General features: G+C 37.0%; 14 protein-coding genes. All 14 read right to left on the bottom strand.

What is annotated here, in order from left to right:
• Positions 1-93: 93 nt before the first annotated feature.
• Positions 94-1,164, bottom strand: coding sequence for a recombinase RecA (recA, locus tag LDK52_RS01730; RefSeq protein WP_277584228.1), 1,071 nt, complete (start codon positions 1,162-1,164; stop codon positions 94-96).
• A 178-nt stretch (positions 1,165-1,342) separates the two neighbouring features.
• Positions 1,343-2,599 (bottom strand): competence/damage-inducible protein A, encoded by a 1,257-nt coding sequence (locus LDK52_RS01725; protein ID WP_277584227.1) that lies wholly within the window; start codon positions 2,597-2,599, stop codon positions 1,343-1,345.
• An 18-nt stretch (positions 2,600-2,617) separates the two neighbouring features.
• Positions 2,618-3,196, bottom strand: coding sequence for a CDP-diacylglycerol--glycerol-3-phosphate 3-phosphatidyltransferase (gene pgsA, locus LDK52_RS01720; RefSeq protein WP_277584301.1), 579 nt, complete (start codon positions 3,194-3,196; stop codon positions 2,618-2,620).
• 52 nt (positions 3,197-3,248) lie between these two features.
• Complete coding sequence (locus LDK52_RS01715; protein ID WP_277584226.1) at positions 3,249-4,109, bottom strand: helix-turn-helix domain-containing protein; 861 nt, start codon at positions 4,107-4,109, stop codon at positions 3,249-3,251.
• Positions 4,110-4,125: 16 nt separating this feature from the next.
• Positions 4,126-4,932 carry a DUF3388 domain-containing protein gene (locus LDK52_RS01710; RefSeq protein WP_277584225.1) on the bottom strand — a complete coding sequence of 269 codons (807 nt, stop codon included), beginning with the start codon at positions 4,930-4,932 and terminating at the stop codon, positions 4,126-4,128.
• A 163-nt stretch (positions 4,933-5,095) separates the two neighbouring features.
• Positions 5,096-5,827 carry an elongation factor P 5-aminopentanone reductase gene (gene ymfI, locus LDK52_RS01705; protein ID WP_277584224.1) on the bottom strand — a complete coding sequence of 244 codons (732 nt, stop codon included), beginning with the start codon at positions 5,825-5,827 and terminating at the stop codon, positions 5,096-5,098.
• The gene (gene yfmH, locus LDK52_RS01700; protein ID WP_277584223.1) at positions 5,820-7,121 is read right to left on the bottom strand and encodes an EF-P 5-aminopentanol modification-associated protein YfmH; all 1,302 of its coding nucleotides are present in this window, start codon (positions 7,119-7,121) and stop codon (positions 5,820-5,822) included. Before yfmH ends, ymfI begins: the two co-directional genes overlap by 8 nt.
• A complete protein-coding gene (yfmF, locus tag LDK52_RS01695; protein ID WP_277584222.1) occupies positions 7,114-8,391 on the bottom strand; it encodes an EF-P 5-aminopentanol modification-associated protein YfmF in 1,278 nt (425 codons plus the stop codon). The genes yfmH and yfmF overlap by 8 nt, the downstream gene beginning before the upstream one ends.
• Positions 8,392-8,539: 148 nt before the next feature.
• Positions 8,540-9,499, bottom strand: a complete 960-nt coding sequence (locus tag LDK52_RS01690; protein ID WP_277584221.1) for an ABC transporter permease — start codon at positions 9,497-9,499, stop codon at positions 8,540-8,542.
• Position 9,500: 1 nt separating this feature from the next.
• Positions 9,501-10,547, bottom strand: coding sequence for an ABC transporter permease (locus tag LDK52_RS01685; protein ID WP_277584220.1), 1,047 nt, complete (start codon positions 10,545-10,547; stop codon positions 9,501-9,503).
• The gene (locus LDK52_RS01680) at positions 10,537-12,087 is read right to left on the bottom strand and encodes an ABC transporter ATP-binding protein (RefSeq protein WP_277584219.1); all 1,551 of its coding nucleotides are present in this window, start codon (positions 12,085-12,087) and stop codon (positions 10,537-10,539) included. The genes LDK52_RS01685 and LDK52_RS01680 overlap by 11 nt, the downstream gene beginning before the upstream one ends.
• 186 nt (positions 12,088-12,273) lie before the next feature.
• Complete coding sequence (locus tag LDK52_RS01675) at positions 12,274-13,353, bottom strand: BMP family lipoprotein (protein ID WP_277584218.1); 1,080 nt, start codon at positions 13,351-13,353, stop codon at positions 12,274-12,276.
• A gap of 44 nt (positions 13,354-13,397) precedes the next feature.
• The gene (locus tag LDK52_RS01670; protein WP_277584217.1) at positions 13,398-14,126 is read right to left on the bottom strand and encodes a GntR family transcriptional regulator; all 729 of its coding nucleotides are present in this window, start codon (positions 14,124-14,126) and stop codon (positions 13,398-13,400) included.
• 198 nt (positions 14,127-14,324) lie between these two features.
• Positions 14,325-16,562 carry an FtsK/SpoIIIE family DNA translocase gene (locus tag LDK52_RS01665; RefSeq protein ID WP_277584300.1) on the bottom strand — a complete coding sequence of 746 codons (2,238 nt, stop codon included), beginning with the start codon at positions 16,560-16,562 and terminating at the stop codon, positions 14,325-14,327.
• Between the last annotated feature and the right edge of the window lie 524 nt (positions 16,563-17,086).

The raw sequence follows: 17,086 nt of genomic DNA, 5'->3' as shown, positions 1-17,086 counted from the left end.
CAGATTATTACTTAAAGATTTTGCCTCCAGCGTTCGTAAACTTTCTCTTTTTAAAAAAATAGTCTCTCAATTGAATGAGAGACTATCTGAGTTTTATTTTTTATCTAATAATAATTCAAATTCTCCGTCTTCTTCCTCTTCGACTTCATGGGCACCTATCGTTAAGGAGCCTGCTGCCATTCCAAGAGATTCACGGATTTTCGCTGTAATTTCTGCTTTAATAGCAGGATTTTCTTTTAAGTATTGTTTTGCATTTTCTCTACCTTGACCTATGCGCTCTTCATTGTACGCATACCAAGAACCACTTTTTTGAATAATATCAAACTCTGATCCTATGTCAACGACTTCTCCTTCTTGAGAAATCCCTTCACCATACATAATATCTACTTCTGCAGTTTTAAATGGTGGAGCAACTTTGTTCTTCACTACTTTGATTTTCGTTTTGTTACCCATAATATCGGTGCCATGCTTGATCGCTTCTGAACGTCTTACTTCTAAACGGACTGAAGCATAAAATTTAAGTGCACGACCACCTGGTGTAATTTCTGGGTTTCCGAACATTACTCCAACTTTTTCACGAATTTGGTTAATGAAAATCGCAATCGTATTTGACTTACTAATAACACCAGAAAGCTTACGTAACGCTTGGGACATTAAGCGTGCTTGAAGTCCGATATGCGAATCTCCCATTTCTCCTTCAATTTCAGCTTTTGGTACTAAAGCAGCTACTGAGTCAATTACTAATATTTCAATTGCTCCACTACGGACAAGTGCTTCTGCTATTTCTAGCGCTTGCTCTCCTGTATCTGGTTGAGATAAAAGTAATTCATCTATATTTACTCCAAGATTTCGTGCATATGCAGGATCTAAAGCGTGTTCTACATCGATAAATGCTGCTTGACCGCCGTTTTTTTGGATTTCTGCAATGGCATGTAGTGAAACTGTAGTTTTACCTGAACTCTCTGGACCATATATTTCGATAATACGTCCTCTTGGGTATCCGCCTATTCCTAGTGCAGCATCCAATGCTAAAGAACCACTAGGTGAAGTAGAAATTTCAAGATTTGTTTTTTCTCCTAGTCTCATAATGGAACCTTTACCAAATTGTTTCTCTATTTGCTTTAATGCCATATCTAAAGCCGCTTTACGATCATTATTAGCCATTAAATTTCCTCCTCAAAAGAAATGATGATGTTTTTTATTTCTATTCTTACTATACTCGGTCTTTGAGAAATTTACAAGAAAAAAGCGAACGTTCATTCGTTTATTTTTTGCAACTATTTCATTTTGAGTGTGAAAAACGACTCAAAATTGAATTTTGGGTCGTTTTTATTGATCAAAATTAAATTTCTACTAATTTTTGTTCGCGCAGTAAACGGATCAAATAATAAATCGTAAACTTCACTGTCCTAATTCTATTCGTGTTTCGTAAGCCAGAGAGATTTAGTTTGTACGTTAATGGCTTAGAGTCACCTAAGGCAATTCCAATCCAAATTGTACCTGCTGGTTGACCCCCGTGACCATCTGGACCTGCTGCCCCAGTAATCCCGACACCTATATCCGTCTGAAATTTTTCTTTGACGCAAAGTGCCATTTGCTCTGCACATTGACTAGAAACTACGCTATATTTCTCGATAATATTAGCATCTACACCTAATTGCTTAATCTTCACATCTTCTGTATAGGTGATCATTCCACCCACCAAAGCTTCTCCCATTCCCGGTACTGCAGCAAGCTCTGATTGAAAAAGTCCTGCTGTCATGCTTTCAGCCGCTGAAATAGTCAGGTTATTTTCAATAAGGATTTCTCTGAGCTTCGATGCCAAAGAATCATTATTATAGCCATAAACAAATTTGCCAACACGGTTGAGAATTTCAGCTTGTAATTCTTCAATCTTTTTCCAAGCTTCGTCTTCCGATTTGCTTTTTGCCGTTAATCGAAGTGTAACCTCCCCATCAGAGGCAAGAGGAGCAAGAGTAGGATTCGTTTGATTGTCTAGGAGATCCTGCACTTCTGTTTCCAATTCCGCTTCTCCAATTCCATAGAAACGGATAACATGGGACATAATAACATTTTCATCCAAAAGGAGCTTCGGTAACAATGGCTTCGCTTCGAATTGGAACATTGGCTCCATCTCTTTTGGAGGACCAGGAAGTAACATATAAGAATGGCTTTCCTTAGAAAGTAACATCCCTGGTGCCATTCCATGTTTATTTTCCAGTACGGTACACCCTTCTAAAACGAGTGCTTGTTTTTTATTATTTTCTGTCATTTTACGATCCATGCGCTTAAAGAAATCTTCAATATAAACGATTGCATGATTATCTAGCACAAGGTTTATACCTAGATGCTTAGCTATCGTTTCTTTCGTTAAATCATCTTTTGTCGGTCCTAATCCACCCGAGAAAATGATTAGCTCTGCTCGCTTTTCTGCTATTCGAATAGAATCTAACAGCCTATCCGCATTATCCCCAACTACCGTATGATAGTATACGTCCACTCCAATCTCTGCTAGTTGATTGGATATAAAACGCGCATTTGTATTAGTAATCTGCCCGAGTAATAACTCAGATCCTACTGCAATAATTTCTGCTCTCATGAAGAACTTCCTTCCTGCTTACTTAGAATCTAGTAACACCTTGCGATTCAAATAAAAATAATCCCATCCAGACCAGACTGTAAAGAATAGACATACATAAAGCATGATTATATCAAAAGGAATATGGAACATTTCAAAGAATATATTACCCAATAAAAGGGAAGAGATCGCAACAATTTGTGTCCACATTTTTATTTTTCCTAATTGATTGGCAGCTACTACCTCCCCTTCATTCGCTAATATTAAGCGAAGACCAGTCACGGCAAACTCACGGCTAATAATTAATATGACTACCCAAGCTGGAGCCATGCCAAACTGAACTAAGATGATTAAAGCAGCAGAAACTAATAACTTGTCTGCTAATGGGTCAAGGAATTTACCCATATTCGTAACTAAATTATATTTTCGTGCATAGTAACCGTCTATAAAGTCAGTAATCGAGGCAATAATAAAAATAATAGCACCTACGAAATGACCAACTGGAATAGTTGCCCCTAGTAATGTAATATCTCCCCAATTGAAGTCAATTAGCATAAAAAACATAAAAATAGGGATTAAAAATATACGAAACAAAGAGATTTGGTTTGGTATATTCATTTTCATAAAAAACTCCTTTCAATATCAAATAAAATAGCCATCACTAAGATGACTATTTGTTGAACTGTATTACTGCATTTTGAGTAACTTCTGTACTTTTAAATTCTATTACTTCGTCATTTATTGTAATAATATTTCCAGGAGCATGTCCAAGACGCACACGGATTTTTGAAAATGCACTTGCATCAAATTCGAAGGTTTCTCCAGCTGTTATCGATTGATCGACAAGAATTTTGTCATTTTCATCCCTAATATTCAACCATGTTGTATTTACTGCGACTAATTTTACTAAATAGTTTTCCGCATTCGATAAATTATATGTGGAAGTTACACCTTGTAAATCGACGAAACTTAGCTCTTGAGTAGGAATTGGTTCTTCCACGACCTCTTCTTCAACAGGTTCTTCCTCTATTGGTTTTACTTCATCACCAGATTGTATATTTTCATTGTCCTCAAATGTCGGCTTATTCTCTTGCGTTAACTCATCACTTGTGACAGTTTCTTCAGGATCATCCGCTCTATTTTGAAACAAGAACCAAAACATTACTATAATGGCAATAACAAATACAACTACCATAATCATCGGGAAAATCTCCATAAGTTTACTATTCGAACTTCCACCTAATGCTCTTCTAGAAGGAGTTGCAGGAATATTTTTCGTCACTTCATCATTAGATGGGGAAGGAATCTCTGTTTTATATGTTTCTAATAATTCGTCTCCATTTAATCCAACTGCCTCTGCATATTGTTTAATAAATGCACGAACATAAAATGCACCTGGCATAGTTGCATAATTACCTTCTTCAATACCTGCCAAGTATCGTTTTTGAATTTTTGTTATTTCCTGCAAATCTTCAATACTATAACCCTTTGCTGTTCTCGCTTCTTTTAGGCGAGCCCCAAGTTCAGTCAACTAAAACACCTGCCCGTTAAAAATTGAATCCACCAAATCCACCAAAGCCTGTCATTCCTTTGTCAGATATTCCGTGGTTTTTTTCCATCATTTCATATGATATTTGTTCGTCAGGAGTATGACGGAGCTCGATAATATAGTCAAAATCATCAATAGAATACTCAGAATGTTGGATGAACATATCAGGATGTTCCACGACCTTGATAGTTGGCATCCGCATCATTTCCCTTACTAACTGAAGATGCTTTTCATCATTTGACTTTCTCGTTACAATACCATCTAATATAAAAATATTACGATCGCTAAACTCGTCTCCTGCCAATTGGCTTCTAATTGTTTGCTTGATCATTGTAGAAGACAGGAATATCCACTTTTTGTTTGCACATACACTTGCTGCTACCACTGATTCTGTCTTACCTACTCGTGGCATGCCTCTTATTCCAATAAGTTTATGTCCATCTTGTTTAAAAATTTCAGCCATAAAATCTACTAAAAGACCTAGCTCATTACGAACAAATCTAAACGTTTTTTTATCGTCTGCATCACGCTGAATATATCGGCCATGACGAACTGCAAGACGATCTCGAAGCTTAGGTTCTCTAAATTTAGTCAATTGTATCGTTTCCATAGTAGAAGCAATATGTTCAAAACGTTCAATATTTTCCTTTTTCTCTGCTTTTATGAGCATACCCCGTCTGCCTTCATCTACACCATTGATCGTTACAATATTAACTCGAAGCATACCAAGTAAAGAAGAAATGTCACCTAAAAGTCCTGGACGATTAACTTGAATTTCATATTCAAAAAACCATTCACTAGCCATGTTATATCTTTCCCTTCTTTTAGATGACGTTTCATTTCATGATTAGTTCTATCATATCTGATTTTGTAGTCGAATAAAAGAAAAAAGAAAAGAGTGAGTATTTCTCCCTTTTCTTTTTCTGTAATACTTTGCTATTAATTAAATAAAGTTAAGGATTAACATGTCAAATATACCATCCGCCGTTAACTCTTATAATTTGACCAGTAATATAACTTGCCTTCTCACTAGTTAAAAAAACAACTGCATCTGCTATATTTTGTGTCGAGCCTAAAATGCCTGCAGGAATTTCTTCCATGATCAGCTGACGTGCTTCTTCTTCTATATATGCGTTCATCTTTGTATCGATAAATCCTGGAGCAACCACATTTACTCTTATTCGCTGCAGAGCAACCTCTTTAGCATAAGCCTTTACAAATGCGTGCTGTGCTCCCTTAGCAGCAGAGTATGCCACTTCATAAGAGGCACCTGTATCTCCCCATATACTCCCCACAAATACGACGGAGCTACTAGTTTGTTTACGAAGCTTTCTATTCAGGTTTCCTAATAAGGCCATAGGATGCTCCACATGCACCTGAAACAGTAAACGTATATCCTCTATGCTAGTGTCCTCTAAAGCTTTATACAGGCTATGCCCCTGGGCAAATACAACCGATTGAAGTGTAAATACTGAATCAGTAATTTTTTCTATACAATCCGGATTACTCATATCCGCTTGGATAACGATAAACTCTTGTTCTGGATAGGACGCATTTAGTTCCGTTATTAACGTTTCTACGCTTGCTCTGTTACTTGCATAGTGCAGGTACATGGACCAACCCGCTTCGGCGAGATTTCGACAAATTGATTGACCGATTTCACCGGAAGCACCTAGCACCAACGCAAATCTTTTAGTCATTATTTTTCTCAAAAGGTAAGATTGTAAAAACTGTATGTGCATCATCGTCTGTTAACGATTGAAATGCTTCTTTCACTTGTTCCATCGTTAGTTTTTCTAAAGCAGGAACTACATCAAATAAATTCATGTCATTGAAAGAGTAACGAGTAAATTGATTGGCAATATATTCAATGGAATTTAGTGCACGTAAGAAAAAGCCAATCTTTTTACGGACAATACGTTGTAAATCCTCATCTTCTACACTCCAATTAGAGGAGAAGCTATTAATAGTTTCTTTAATTTTCTCGCTTAGTTCAGTTGGGTTGACAGTATCAGAACCAATCATTGTAAAACCATAGCCCTGTTCCATAGAAAAATCTGCTGAATAGGATTCATCAATCCACCCATTTTCGTATATCTCTTGATAAAATGCAGAACTTCTGCCGAATATCATTTCGATAGCAACTTGCATTGCCAGCTCGTAATTTAACATTTCATCGCCTGAAATATCCGTGTTACTCGCTTTAATACCAAATAATAGTTTAGGTTTTTGAACATCCATCTGAAGCGTACGTTCTTTTATAGCCACACCCTTTTGTTCCTCAGGGTAGAAACGTTTAATTTCTTGAGGTTCATCGAATGTTTTCGCTGCTTGATCGGCTTTGATGAAGTCCATCATTTCGTCAGGATTAACTGCTCCTACTACGAATAACACCATATTCGATGGATGATAAAACGTATTGTAGCACTCATATAAGTGATCGGCAGTAATTTTGCTAATTGTTTCAATCGTACCTGCAATATCAATCTTAACAGGGTGTTCTTTATACATATTTTCGATTGTTCCAAAGTATAAACGCCAATCTGGTTGATCGTCATACATCGTAATTTCCTGCCCTATTATCCCTTTTTCTTTTTCTACCGTTTGTTCCGTAAAATAAGGCTGTTGAACAAAATCCAACAATGTTTTTGTATTATCTAATACATGACCAGTCGAAGAAAATAAGTATGCAGTTCTTGTAAAAGAAGTAAATGCATTGGCAGATGCACCTTTTTCACTAAACTTTTGAAAAACATCCCCTTCTTCTTTTTCAAACATTTTATGTTCTAGAAAATGAGCAATTCCATCGGGAACAATGACAGGTTCCTCTTTACCTAAAGGAATAAATTCACGGTCGATTGAGCCATATTTTGTTGTGAAAGTTACAAACGTCTTCGAAAATCCTTTTTTCGGTAGTATATATACATCTAAACCATTTGGTAATGTTTCTTTGTATAATGTTTCATCTAATTGTTGAAAATATTCTTTATTCATTTACTGCACCTTCCTTACCTGAAAGGAAATAAACAAATTCCTTTTCAATAGTTAATGCCATTTGTTGTACTTGTTCTTTTGTTACATGTTTCCACTTTTCTATCCAGTCTTCTACGGTAAACGATGCATTCAATTCTTTATATTGATCATATATTTCTATTTGAGCACGCGCTGAATCTAAAGCCTCTTTTAGTTGATTGATCAGCATGGATTTCGTTTGGTTTAACTCTAAGTCCGAAATATCGCCAGCTTGCAACGCTTTTAGTTGTTCATCAATTAATGCAACTGCTTTTTCCTGCAAATTAGAATCTATTCCTGCTAACACAAAGATTAATCCGTAGAGCGAAGAATAGCTACTTGATGCGTAATAAGCCATACTTTCTTTTTCACGTACATTCATAAAAATTTTAGAATGGGAAAACCCGCCTAAAACACCATTTGTCAGCTGCATAATCGGAAATTCTTCTGAGAAAAAAGTGATGGGTGTTTGATAGGCAATATGAAGTTTACCTTGTTTCATATCTTGTATTTCATGAAGAAATTTATTGTCATTTGCTTCGTTTGGTACATCTACTGCTTTTTCAATCGTTTTTGTACGATCAGCAAAAGAAAAATGACTCTGCATTTTTTCTTTTATTTCCTGCACGTTTACATCCCCAACTATGTAGATTGATAAATCATCTTTTGTGAGTAGTACCTGATGCATATCGATTAGTTGATCGTTTGTAATTGCTTTAACTGCTCCCACTGAACCATTAGATGTAATAGAAGCTGCCTTATTAGGACGAATATTTTCTAACAAACGTTGCTGTGCATATCTTGTTTTGTCGTCATACATGGATTGGATACGTTCAATGACTTGTTCTTTTTCTCGTTTTACGATTGACTCATCAAATTTACCATTCGCCAAATTTGGTTGAAAAATTACCGTATGTAATAAAGAAAATACATCATCGACAATTTTTTCATTGGATAAGTATGCGTCGTTTACGGTTTCTGCGTTCAATGAAAAAATATGGTGACTTCCTTTTTTAGTGGTATCAAAGTATAAAACGGTTCCGTACAAATCATCTAAGCGCTTTCTAAAAGCAACATTCGTAGGGTATACCTCATTGCTGAATTGTAATATATTCGCTAGTACTGCACGAATGGACGCTTTTTCTACTGTTAATGGCTGTTTCCATTTGAACGAAATGTTAATCGTTTTGAATTGTTCTGTAGGTCTCACAAAAAGCTTAACGCCACTTGCAAGTTCGAATTCTTGAAACATTAGTGATCCCCCTTTTTTCTTTCTAGTGTATCTCATAAAACGATTCACTATACATATTCTAATTATATCAGTACAAACAAAGAGGGACCAATTAATTGGTCCCTCTTTGTTATATAAAATTGCCACTTTGTTTCAAATAGCGATTCTTTTATCGTTTTCCTTTGATATAAGGTATTCCACTTGCTTTTGGTGCGTTTGCTTTTCCTATAAATCCGGCTACTGCCAGTATAGTTAAAGCATAAGGCAAGATGTGTAAGAAGTAAGTTGGAACTTCTTTCACATAAGGAATCTGTCCACCTACAATACTTAATGCTTGAGCAAATCCAAAGAACAACGCTGCTCCTAGTGCACCAAGCGGATGCCATTTACCAAAAATCATTGCTGCAAGAGCCATGAACCCTTGACCATTTATAGTAGTATGACTGAATTCCCCAGAAATCGATTGAGAATATACTGCTCCACCTAATCCTGCGAGTGCACCGGATAAGATAACTGCAATATAACGCATTTTCGTTACATTAACCCCCATCGTATCTGCTGCCATCGGATGTTCTCCAACAGCACGTAAGCGTAAACCAAATGGTGTTTTATAAATAACAAACCAAGCCATCACAGCGACACCAATCGCTAAAATAGAAGTTCCATATACATCTTTGAAAAACATTGGTCCAATTACTGGAATGTCACTTAACAAAGGTATATCAAAACGGATAAATCGCTCTTGAATATAATCAGTTTGTCCTTTATTATAGATCATTTTCACAGAGAAAAGTGCAATCGCAACCCCTAACATATTGATTGCAACCCCGGATATTGTTTGATCAGCGCGGAAAGAAATCGATGCTACAGCATGCATAACGGAGAATAATCCAGATACAAGCATTGCTGCGATTAACGAAACCCACGGAGTCATTGCGCCAAATGTATCCACGAACATTAAGTTAAATAGAATACCGATGAATGCTCCCATAACCATTAAACCTTCTAGTCCGATGTTAATAACACCAGAACGTTCGGAGAAGACTCCTCCAATTGCTACGAAGATTAACGGAGCTGCATAGAAAATAGCTGATGGAATAATAAAATATAAAACATCTAAGAAGCTCATATTACTTCGCCTCCTTTTTCTTGTTCGCTTTTTCTAGGAAATAGCGAATAACGTATCCACACGCTACGAAGAATATGATAATAGCTATTACAATAGAAACGATTTCTACTGGAATACCAGCTTCGTTTGGCATATTGAGAGCTCCGTATTTTAATGATCCAAATAGCACCGCACCGAAAATTACTCCTAGTGGTGTATTGGCACCTAATAAGGCTACTGCTATTCCATCAAATCCAATTCCAGTAAATCCACCCTTAACATTTGCATATTGGAACGTACCTAATGCTTCCATTGCTCCAGCTAATCCAGCAAATGCTCCAGCAATAACCATCGAAAGAATGATATTTTTGTTTACATTCATCCCTGCATACTCAGATGCATGTTTGTTAAATCCAACTGCCTTTAACTCGTAGCCAGTTGTTGTTTTTTCTAGTATAAACCACATTAGTAATACCATCGCAAGGGCAATAAAAATACCGTAATGCAAGCGGGAATAATCTGTAATACTTTCAAAAAATGCCGACTTTAAGGAAGCTGATGGGTTAATCGTTCCAGTATTATCCCCACCATCCGATACAACTTTTATCATTGCGTTTGTTGTATGTAAAGCTATATAGTTCATCATAATTGTTACGATTACTTCATGGACCTGCAATTTTGCCTTTAAAAGACCTGGAATGAAAGCCCATGCTGCTCCAGCTAATGCTGCTGCGATAATAGCAAATGGTAAATGAATATACATTGGTAAATCAAATGCAATCCCTACATAAGAAGCCGCAAACCATCCAACTAATAATTGCCCTTCTACCCCAATATTAAATAGTCCTGTACGGAAAGCAAATGCTACGGACAAACCTGCAAGTAAATATGGAGTAATTTGACGAATAGTCTCTCCAATCGCATAGGCATCTCCAAAAATACCATTCCAAAGTGCAGTATAACCTAGTACTGGATCATATCCACTTACTAGCATGACAATGGCACCTACGAGCAATCCTAAAATTACAGAAATTACAGGGACAAGTATATTGACTACTCTATTCGACATGAGTTGTTTCCCCCTGTTTACCAATGTTTGAATTCTTTTTTTGACCTGCCATCAATAACCCAAGTTCTTGTTCAGAGGTTTCTTTAGGCAATAATGTATCGACAATTTGTCCATCATAAATAACTGCAATGCGATCAGATACGTTCATCACTTCATCTAATTCAAAAGAAAGCAGAAGTACAGCTTTCCCCTTATCCCGTTGCTCAATAAGACGTTGGTGAATAAATTCAATAGCTCCTACATCTAGCCCACGTGTTGGTAATGCCGCAATCAACAATTCAGGATCACGTAAAACTTCTCGTCCAATAATCGCTTTTTGCTGATTTCCTCCCGACAGGGCACGAGCAGGTGTATGCTCCCCTTGAGTTCGTACATCATAATCCTTAATAACTTTTTGAGCCAACTCAGAGACTTTCGAATAATTCATAATTCCATTTTTCGAAATAGGGTCTTGATAGTAAGTTTGTAAGGCAATATTATGCCCAATAGAAAAGTCTAAAACTAAACCATGCTTATGACGATCTTGTGGAATATGTCCTACACCCGACTCCGTAATTTTACGAGGTTTTTTATTGGTAATATCTTTACCGTTTATTGAAACAGAACCAGCTTTAACTTTACGAAGGCCAGTGATAGCTTCGATTAGCTCGCTTTGTCCATTTCCATCTATTCCAGCAATCCCTAAAATTTCGCCTTTTCGAACCGCTAAATTTAGTCCTTTCACTTTATCGATTCCACGGTAGTCAGCTACGACTAGATCTTTTATAACAAGTGTAACATCTGTAGGATTCGCTTCACTTTTTACTGTTTTAAATTCTACTTGTCTACCAACCATTAATGATGCTAATTCATTTGGATTCGTTTCTGCGGTAACAACAGTCCCAATTCCTTCCCCTTTACGAATAACTGTTACTCGGTCGGATACATCCATAATTTCTTTTAACTTATGCGTGATCAGGATAATTGATTTACCCTCTTGTATTAAGCGCTTCATAATTTGCATAAGCTCACTAATTTCTTGAGGAGTTAGCGAAGCAGTCGGCTCATCAAATATTAATATATCAGCACCGCGATAAAGCGTTTTCAATATTTCCACTCGTTGCTGCATCCCAACGGAAATGTCTTCAATCTTTTCATTAGGATCTACATCTAATCCGTACATTTCTGAAAGCTTTTGAATTTTTTTTGCTGCATCTTTAATATTGACGATTCCTGCTTTTGTTAACTCATTACCTAATATTATATTTTCTGTAACTGTAAAGTTTTCAACAAGCATGAAATGCTGATGGACCATCCCAATACCTAAATCATTTGCCACATTAGGATCTGTTACTTTAACCGTCTTGCCTTTTACTTTTATCTCTCCTGCCTCAGGTTGATATAATCCGAATAAAACGTTCATAAGTGTGGACTTACCAGCACCATTTTCTCCTAAAAGCGCATGGATTTCTCCCTTTTTTAACTGAAGGGTAATGTTATCATTTGCAACAAACGATCCAAACTCTTTCCTTATGCCAAGCATCTCTATTACATAATCCAATGAATTCACTCCCCACTATCATACTAGTACTAAATTAATACAGGAAAGACTTTAAATCTTGTAAGTTTAAGTTAGGTTTCATAATAAGACTTAATAAAGACTTTAAATTTTTAAAATCTTTCTTCTATTAATTAAAATATCATAAAGACCGATTAAAATCGGTCTTTATGATGTTAAAAAACTAACTTATTCCATTGTTTCAGGAACAGTAATTTCGCCTGAAGCGATTTGTTTAGCGTACTCATCAATTTGGTCAAGAACATCTTGTGGGATTGCTCCACGAGAATCAGCAAGACCAACACCTTCTTCAGCTAAACCATAAGTTACAGTTTTACCACCTGGGAAGTTTCCAGCCATTGCATCATTTGCAATATTTTGAACTGCAGTTCCTACTTTTTTCAACATAGAAGTAAGCGTAACGTTCGTATCGCCAACAGCACCTTCTTCGTATTGGTCAGAGTCAACTCCGATTACCCATACGTTTGCATTAGCATCTTTTGTTTTACGTTCTTTTGCTTCTGCGAATACACCATTACCAGTACCACCAGCAGCGTGGAAAATAATATCTACGCCCGAAGAATACATACGGTTAGCAGTTGTTTTACCAAGAGCTGCATCATCAAATTTACCAGTGTACTGTACATCTACTTTGATCGATGGATCTACTGCTTTAACACCTTCTATGAATCCTACATGGAATCGTTCGATTACCGGAATTTCCATTCCACCAACAAAGCCGATTTGTTTAGATTCTGACATAAGAGCAGCAGCAACACCCGCTAAAAATGCACCCTCTTGCTCTTTAAACATTACAGAAGCAACGTTTGGAGCGTCAACGATTGAATCTATGATTGCAAAATTAGAATCAGGTTTTTGCTCAGCAATTGTTTTAATTGGTTGTTCCATCAAGAAACCAACTCCGTAAACTACGTCGAAGTCACGACGTACTAAGTTGTTTAAGTTTGTTACGTAGTCAGCATCAGAAGCCGATTGAAGGTAGTCGTAACCTTCGCCTTTTTCAAGACCATTTTCTTTACCAAAAGCTTCGATACCTTGCCAAGCTGATGTGTTAAATGATTTGTCATCAATTCCGCCAACGTCAGTAACCATTGCTAAAGAAAAATCTACTGCTTCAGTAGTACCTTCTGAACCTGTACCCTCTGACTCTTTTGGTGTAGTTGTTTCTTCATCTGAACCACATGCTCCAAGAATTGTTCCAGCAGCTAGAACAAGTGATAGACCTAATCCAAATTTACGTTTTGTCAACTTGAAAACCCCCATTTTTTTCTTATTAGCAGAAATTAGTAATTTTACACCCTTTTCCGAACAACGTGAAAGCTAAATTTATCTGCTCGAAAATAATTTTTCGAGTACAAAACCACACGATCGTTTTCATCGTAATGGAGTTGTTTTAAAACAAGCAACGAAGTTTCTGGATCACAATTCAAAGTTGGTGAGGCGATCTCGTGGTAACCCACAGGATCAATGAATGTCACCGCATACGAAATATGTATTTCCCCAGATTCTTCTAATGCAGTAAAAATAGAGCCTTCTTCTCTAATGAGAAAATCATTAGGTAAATAATTTTTCGGAACCTTATCAACACAATATACAACTGGTTCGCCATTTGCAGTACGGACACGTTCCATCGTAACAACCAATTGTTCCTCACCGCATTGAAATCTTAAAATATCATCCTCAGATGGAATCGACTGCATAGAACTCAAGTATATAGTACCTGGCTCCATTCCAGCTTTACGAATCATAGAAGATACGCTTGAAAGCTGTTCGATACCTGATGTGAAAAGAGGCTTCGAATTTACAAAGGTACCTACACCATGTCTTCTGATTATCACATTTTCTTCTTCCAATAAGCGAAGTGCTTCTCTCAAGGTTGCACGACTTACTCCTAATGACTTGGCTAATTCAAATTCAGAAGGAAGCTTTTCCTTTTCTTTAAATATGCCCTTATCAATGTCTTGTTTAAGACGATCAATCACTTGCAAATATAAATGCCGATGGTCTACTTTTATTGTCATCTAAAACACCACCATTTTGAAGAGATCAGACCTCTGATGTAAAACTTCCCTACTAATCAGTCATACTATACCATTTTTAATACATGAAATAAATACTTTTATTCACATTAGGTTAAAAGTAGTTACAAAAACTATATGAATTTGTAATGAATTTGTCATACTTATAAAATAAAGTGTTATACTATTTAACCTTTCAACTCAAATTATATCATCATCTATCGAATGTTTGGAGACTAAAACCTGTCTCGGCTTGCTTCCTTCATAAGGTCCTACAACTCCACTAAGTTCTAACTGATCAATAATTCTAGCTGCTCTAGAATACCCAATTCTAAATCGTCTTTGAAGTAATGACACAGAAGCAGTTTGCATTTCTGTTATGAGTTGAACTACATCATCATATAATTCATCTCGATCAATCTGTTCTGCAGATTCTACCACTTCATCAGGTATCATTTCATCCTGATAATTTGCCTTTTGTTGTTCAATGACAAAATCTACAACTCTTTCAACTTCTGCATCTGATAAAAATGCTCCCTGCACTCGGACTGGTTTGGAGGTACCAGCTGGGAGGAATAACATGTCTCCTCTACCTAGTAGTTTTTCAGCTCCGCCCATATCTAAAATAGTTCTAGAGTCAATTGAGGAGGATACTGCAAAAGAAATTCTAGAAGGAATATTAGCTTTAATAATTCCTGTTATAACATCTACACTTGGTCTTTGTGTAGCAATGATTAAATGAATACCAGCAGCACGAGCCATTTGGGCTAAACGAGTGATAGAATCTTCTACATCACTAGAAGCAACCATCATTAAATCTGCTAACTCATCTACTATTACAACAATAAATGGTAGTTTCGGATGTTTTTCTTCATTCTCTTCATTCCATCTATCAATATGTTCATTATAGCCTTCCATATTTCGTGTGCCCGTATGAGAAAACAGCTCATACCTTCTTTCCATTTCAGAGACAATTTTCTTCAAAGCCTGTGATGCTTTTCTTGGGTCGGTAACTACTGGTGCAAGCAAATGTGGAATACCATTATACATATTAAGCTCTACCATTTTTGGATCAATCATCATCATTTTTACTTCATGAGGTTTTGCACGCATCATAATACTTGTAATTATTCCATTAATACATACGCTTTTCCCACTACCTGTGGAACCTGCAACTAGTAAATGTGGCATTTTGTTTAATTGTGCAAGAACAGCTTGACCGGTAACATCTCTCCCAAAAGCTATTAATAGCTTCTGATTCGGTTTATTATTTTCTTCCGATTCTAGCACTTCACGCAAGCTTACTATTGCTACTTCCTTATTTGGAACTTCAATACCTACCGCTGATTTCCCAGGGATAGGTGCCTCGATCCGTATATCTCTAGCAGCTAACGCTAGGGCAAGATCATCATGTAAACTAACAATTCTGCTAACCTTCACCCCAACATCAGGTAGAACTTCGTATTTTGTTACGGCTGGTCCTAAGTGAACTTGAGTAACCTTTGCTTTGACGCCAAAACTTAAAAATGTTTGCTCTAACTTTTTGGCATTTGCTTGAATTGCATTTAGTTCTCCACTTTGGTCACTATGAGCAGGTGCATCTAATAAGTTAATAGACGGTAATTGATAATCTTCATTTTCAACTGCTTCATTTTCTAGATTAATCTCTATTGGTTCAACAGGTTCTACTGGTTCCTCTACTACTTCTTTTCTTGCAATTCGTTCCGTGAATGCAGAAATAATTGGTGCCGACGATTGGTCGACTTCCTCTGTTTCTATAGGAACCGCCTCAATTACTGTAACTGCTTCTTCCCCTGTCGCCTGTTTTTTGTTTCGACGGGACTGACTCTTAGGTGGAGTTGGTGTTGGTTTCTTTTTCTTCGGCCTATTTAGATAGCTTTGTTTTAGCTTCGGAAATGTCTCCACTAAGTAAGGAACTAGTGCTTTTCCAGTTAGTAATACGATTCCTATAAATAACATAAGCCAACCAGCAACTTGCGCCCCAGCCGAATCAAAGAGAACGTGGAATGATGCAAACAGTATTGCGCCTATTATTCCCCCACCTAACGAAATATTTCTATCGACGATCCCACCACTTTCCACTAGAACACGATAACTTTCTCTTAAAACAGAATTTGTCACTAATGCTTTTCCCTCAAATAATTGTTGAAATAAAGCGAGGTGACTAAATAATAATAAACTGCCTAATACAAATGCACAGCCTAACAGTAGTCGATGGTTCCATGCTGGAACTGATTGTTTGATCATTATAATAAGTGCATAAACGATGAGCATAAATGGCACGGCTATATGCCAATTTCCAAATAAGAAATAACTTATATACGCCAAAGATTCCCCTACAAGTCCATATTCAAAAAACGAAATGACCGATAATCCAATGATTAAAAGACCAATAATTTCATAAAGGAGCGGATGCATTGTTTTTTTTGCAGGCTTTTTTGTTGGTCTTTTTTTTCTCCTTGCCAAAGTGTCACCTACTTTCTAAATTATTATTAAAATCACTTTTAAGAAAAATCGGGTAAATATGCACCTGGTCCTCTAAGAAGAGAAACGAAGATATGCCGTTGATTTTCGCTCGGAGCGGACTCTTTCCGCGGGCATGGCTCGAGCCTGTCGTTTCTCCCTCGTGCTGTGAGACAGATGAGATATCACAAAACGACGCATAGCGACGGCGATAGTTCATCGCTCACCCCGCGGGAGGCCAACAGGATGTTGGTCACGAAGGCGTTGAGGCCCACAGGAGGTGGGTTATGCAATCGTTGCCGCAGGACGCGGCGAACTTAGATTGCCTTCCTTTTGAGACGTGGCGCACTTAGCCTTTGTACCCCACCTGAAACGGAAATCAGTAGTGTTATTCATTTGTTGAAGTACCATGAATCTGATTTGCGTGGAACACCTTCATATACTTTCTTTTATTTTAAGATAAAAAGGATTTCCTTCCA

Origin of the sequence: Psychrobacillus antarcticus, from assembly GCF_029533155.1 — a bacterium.
GTDB lineage: Bacteria > Bacillota > Bacilli > Bacillales_A > Planococcaceae > Psychrobacillus > Psychrobacillus antarcticus.
Note: the sequence above shows the minus strand (reverse complement) of the source record. Positions and strands in the feature narration are given on the sequence as shown.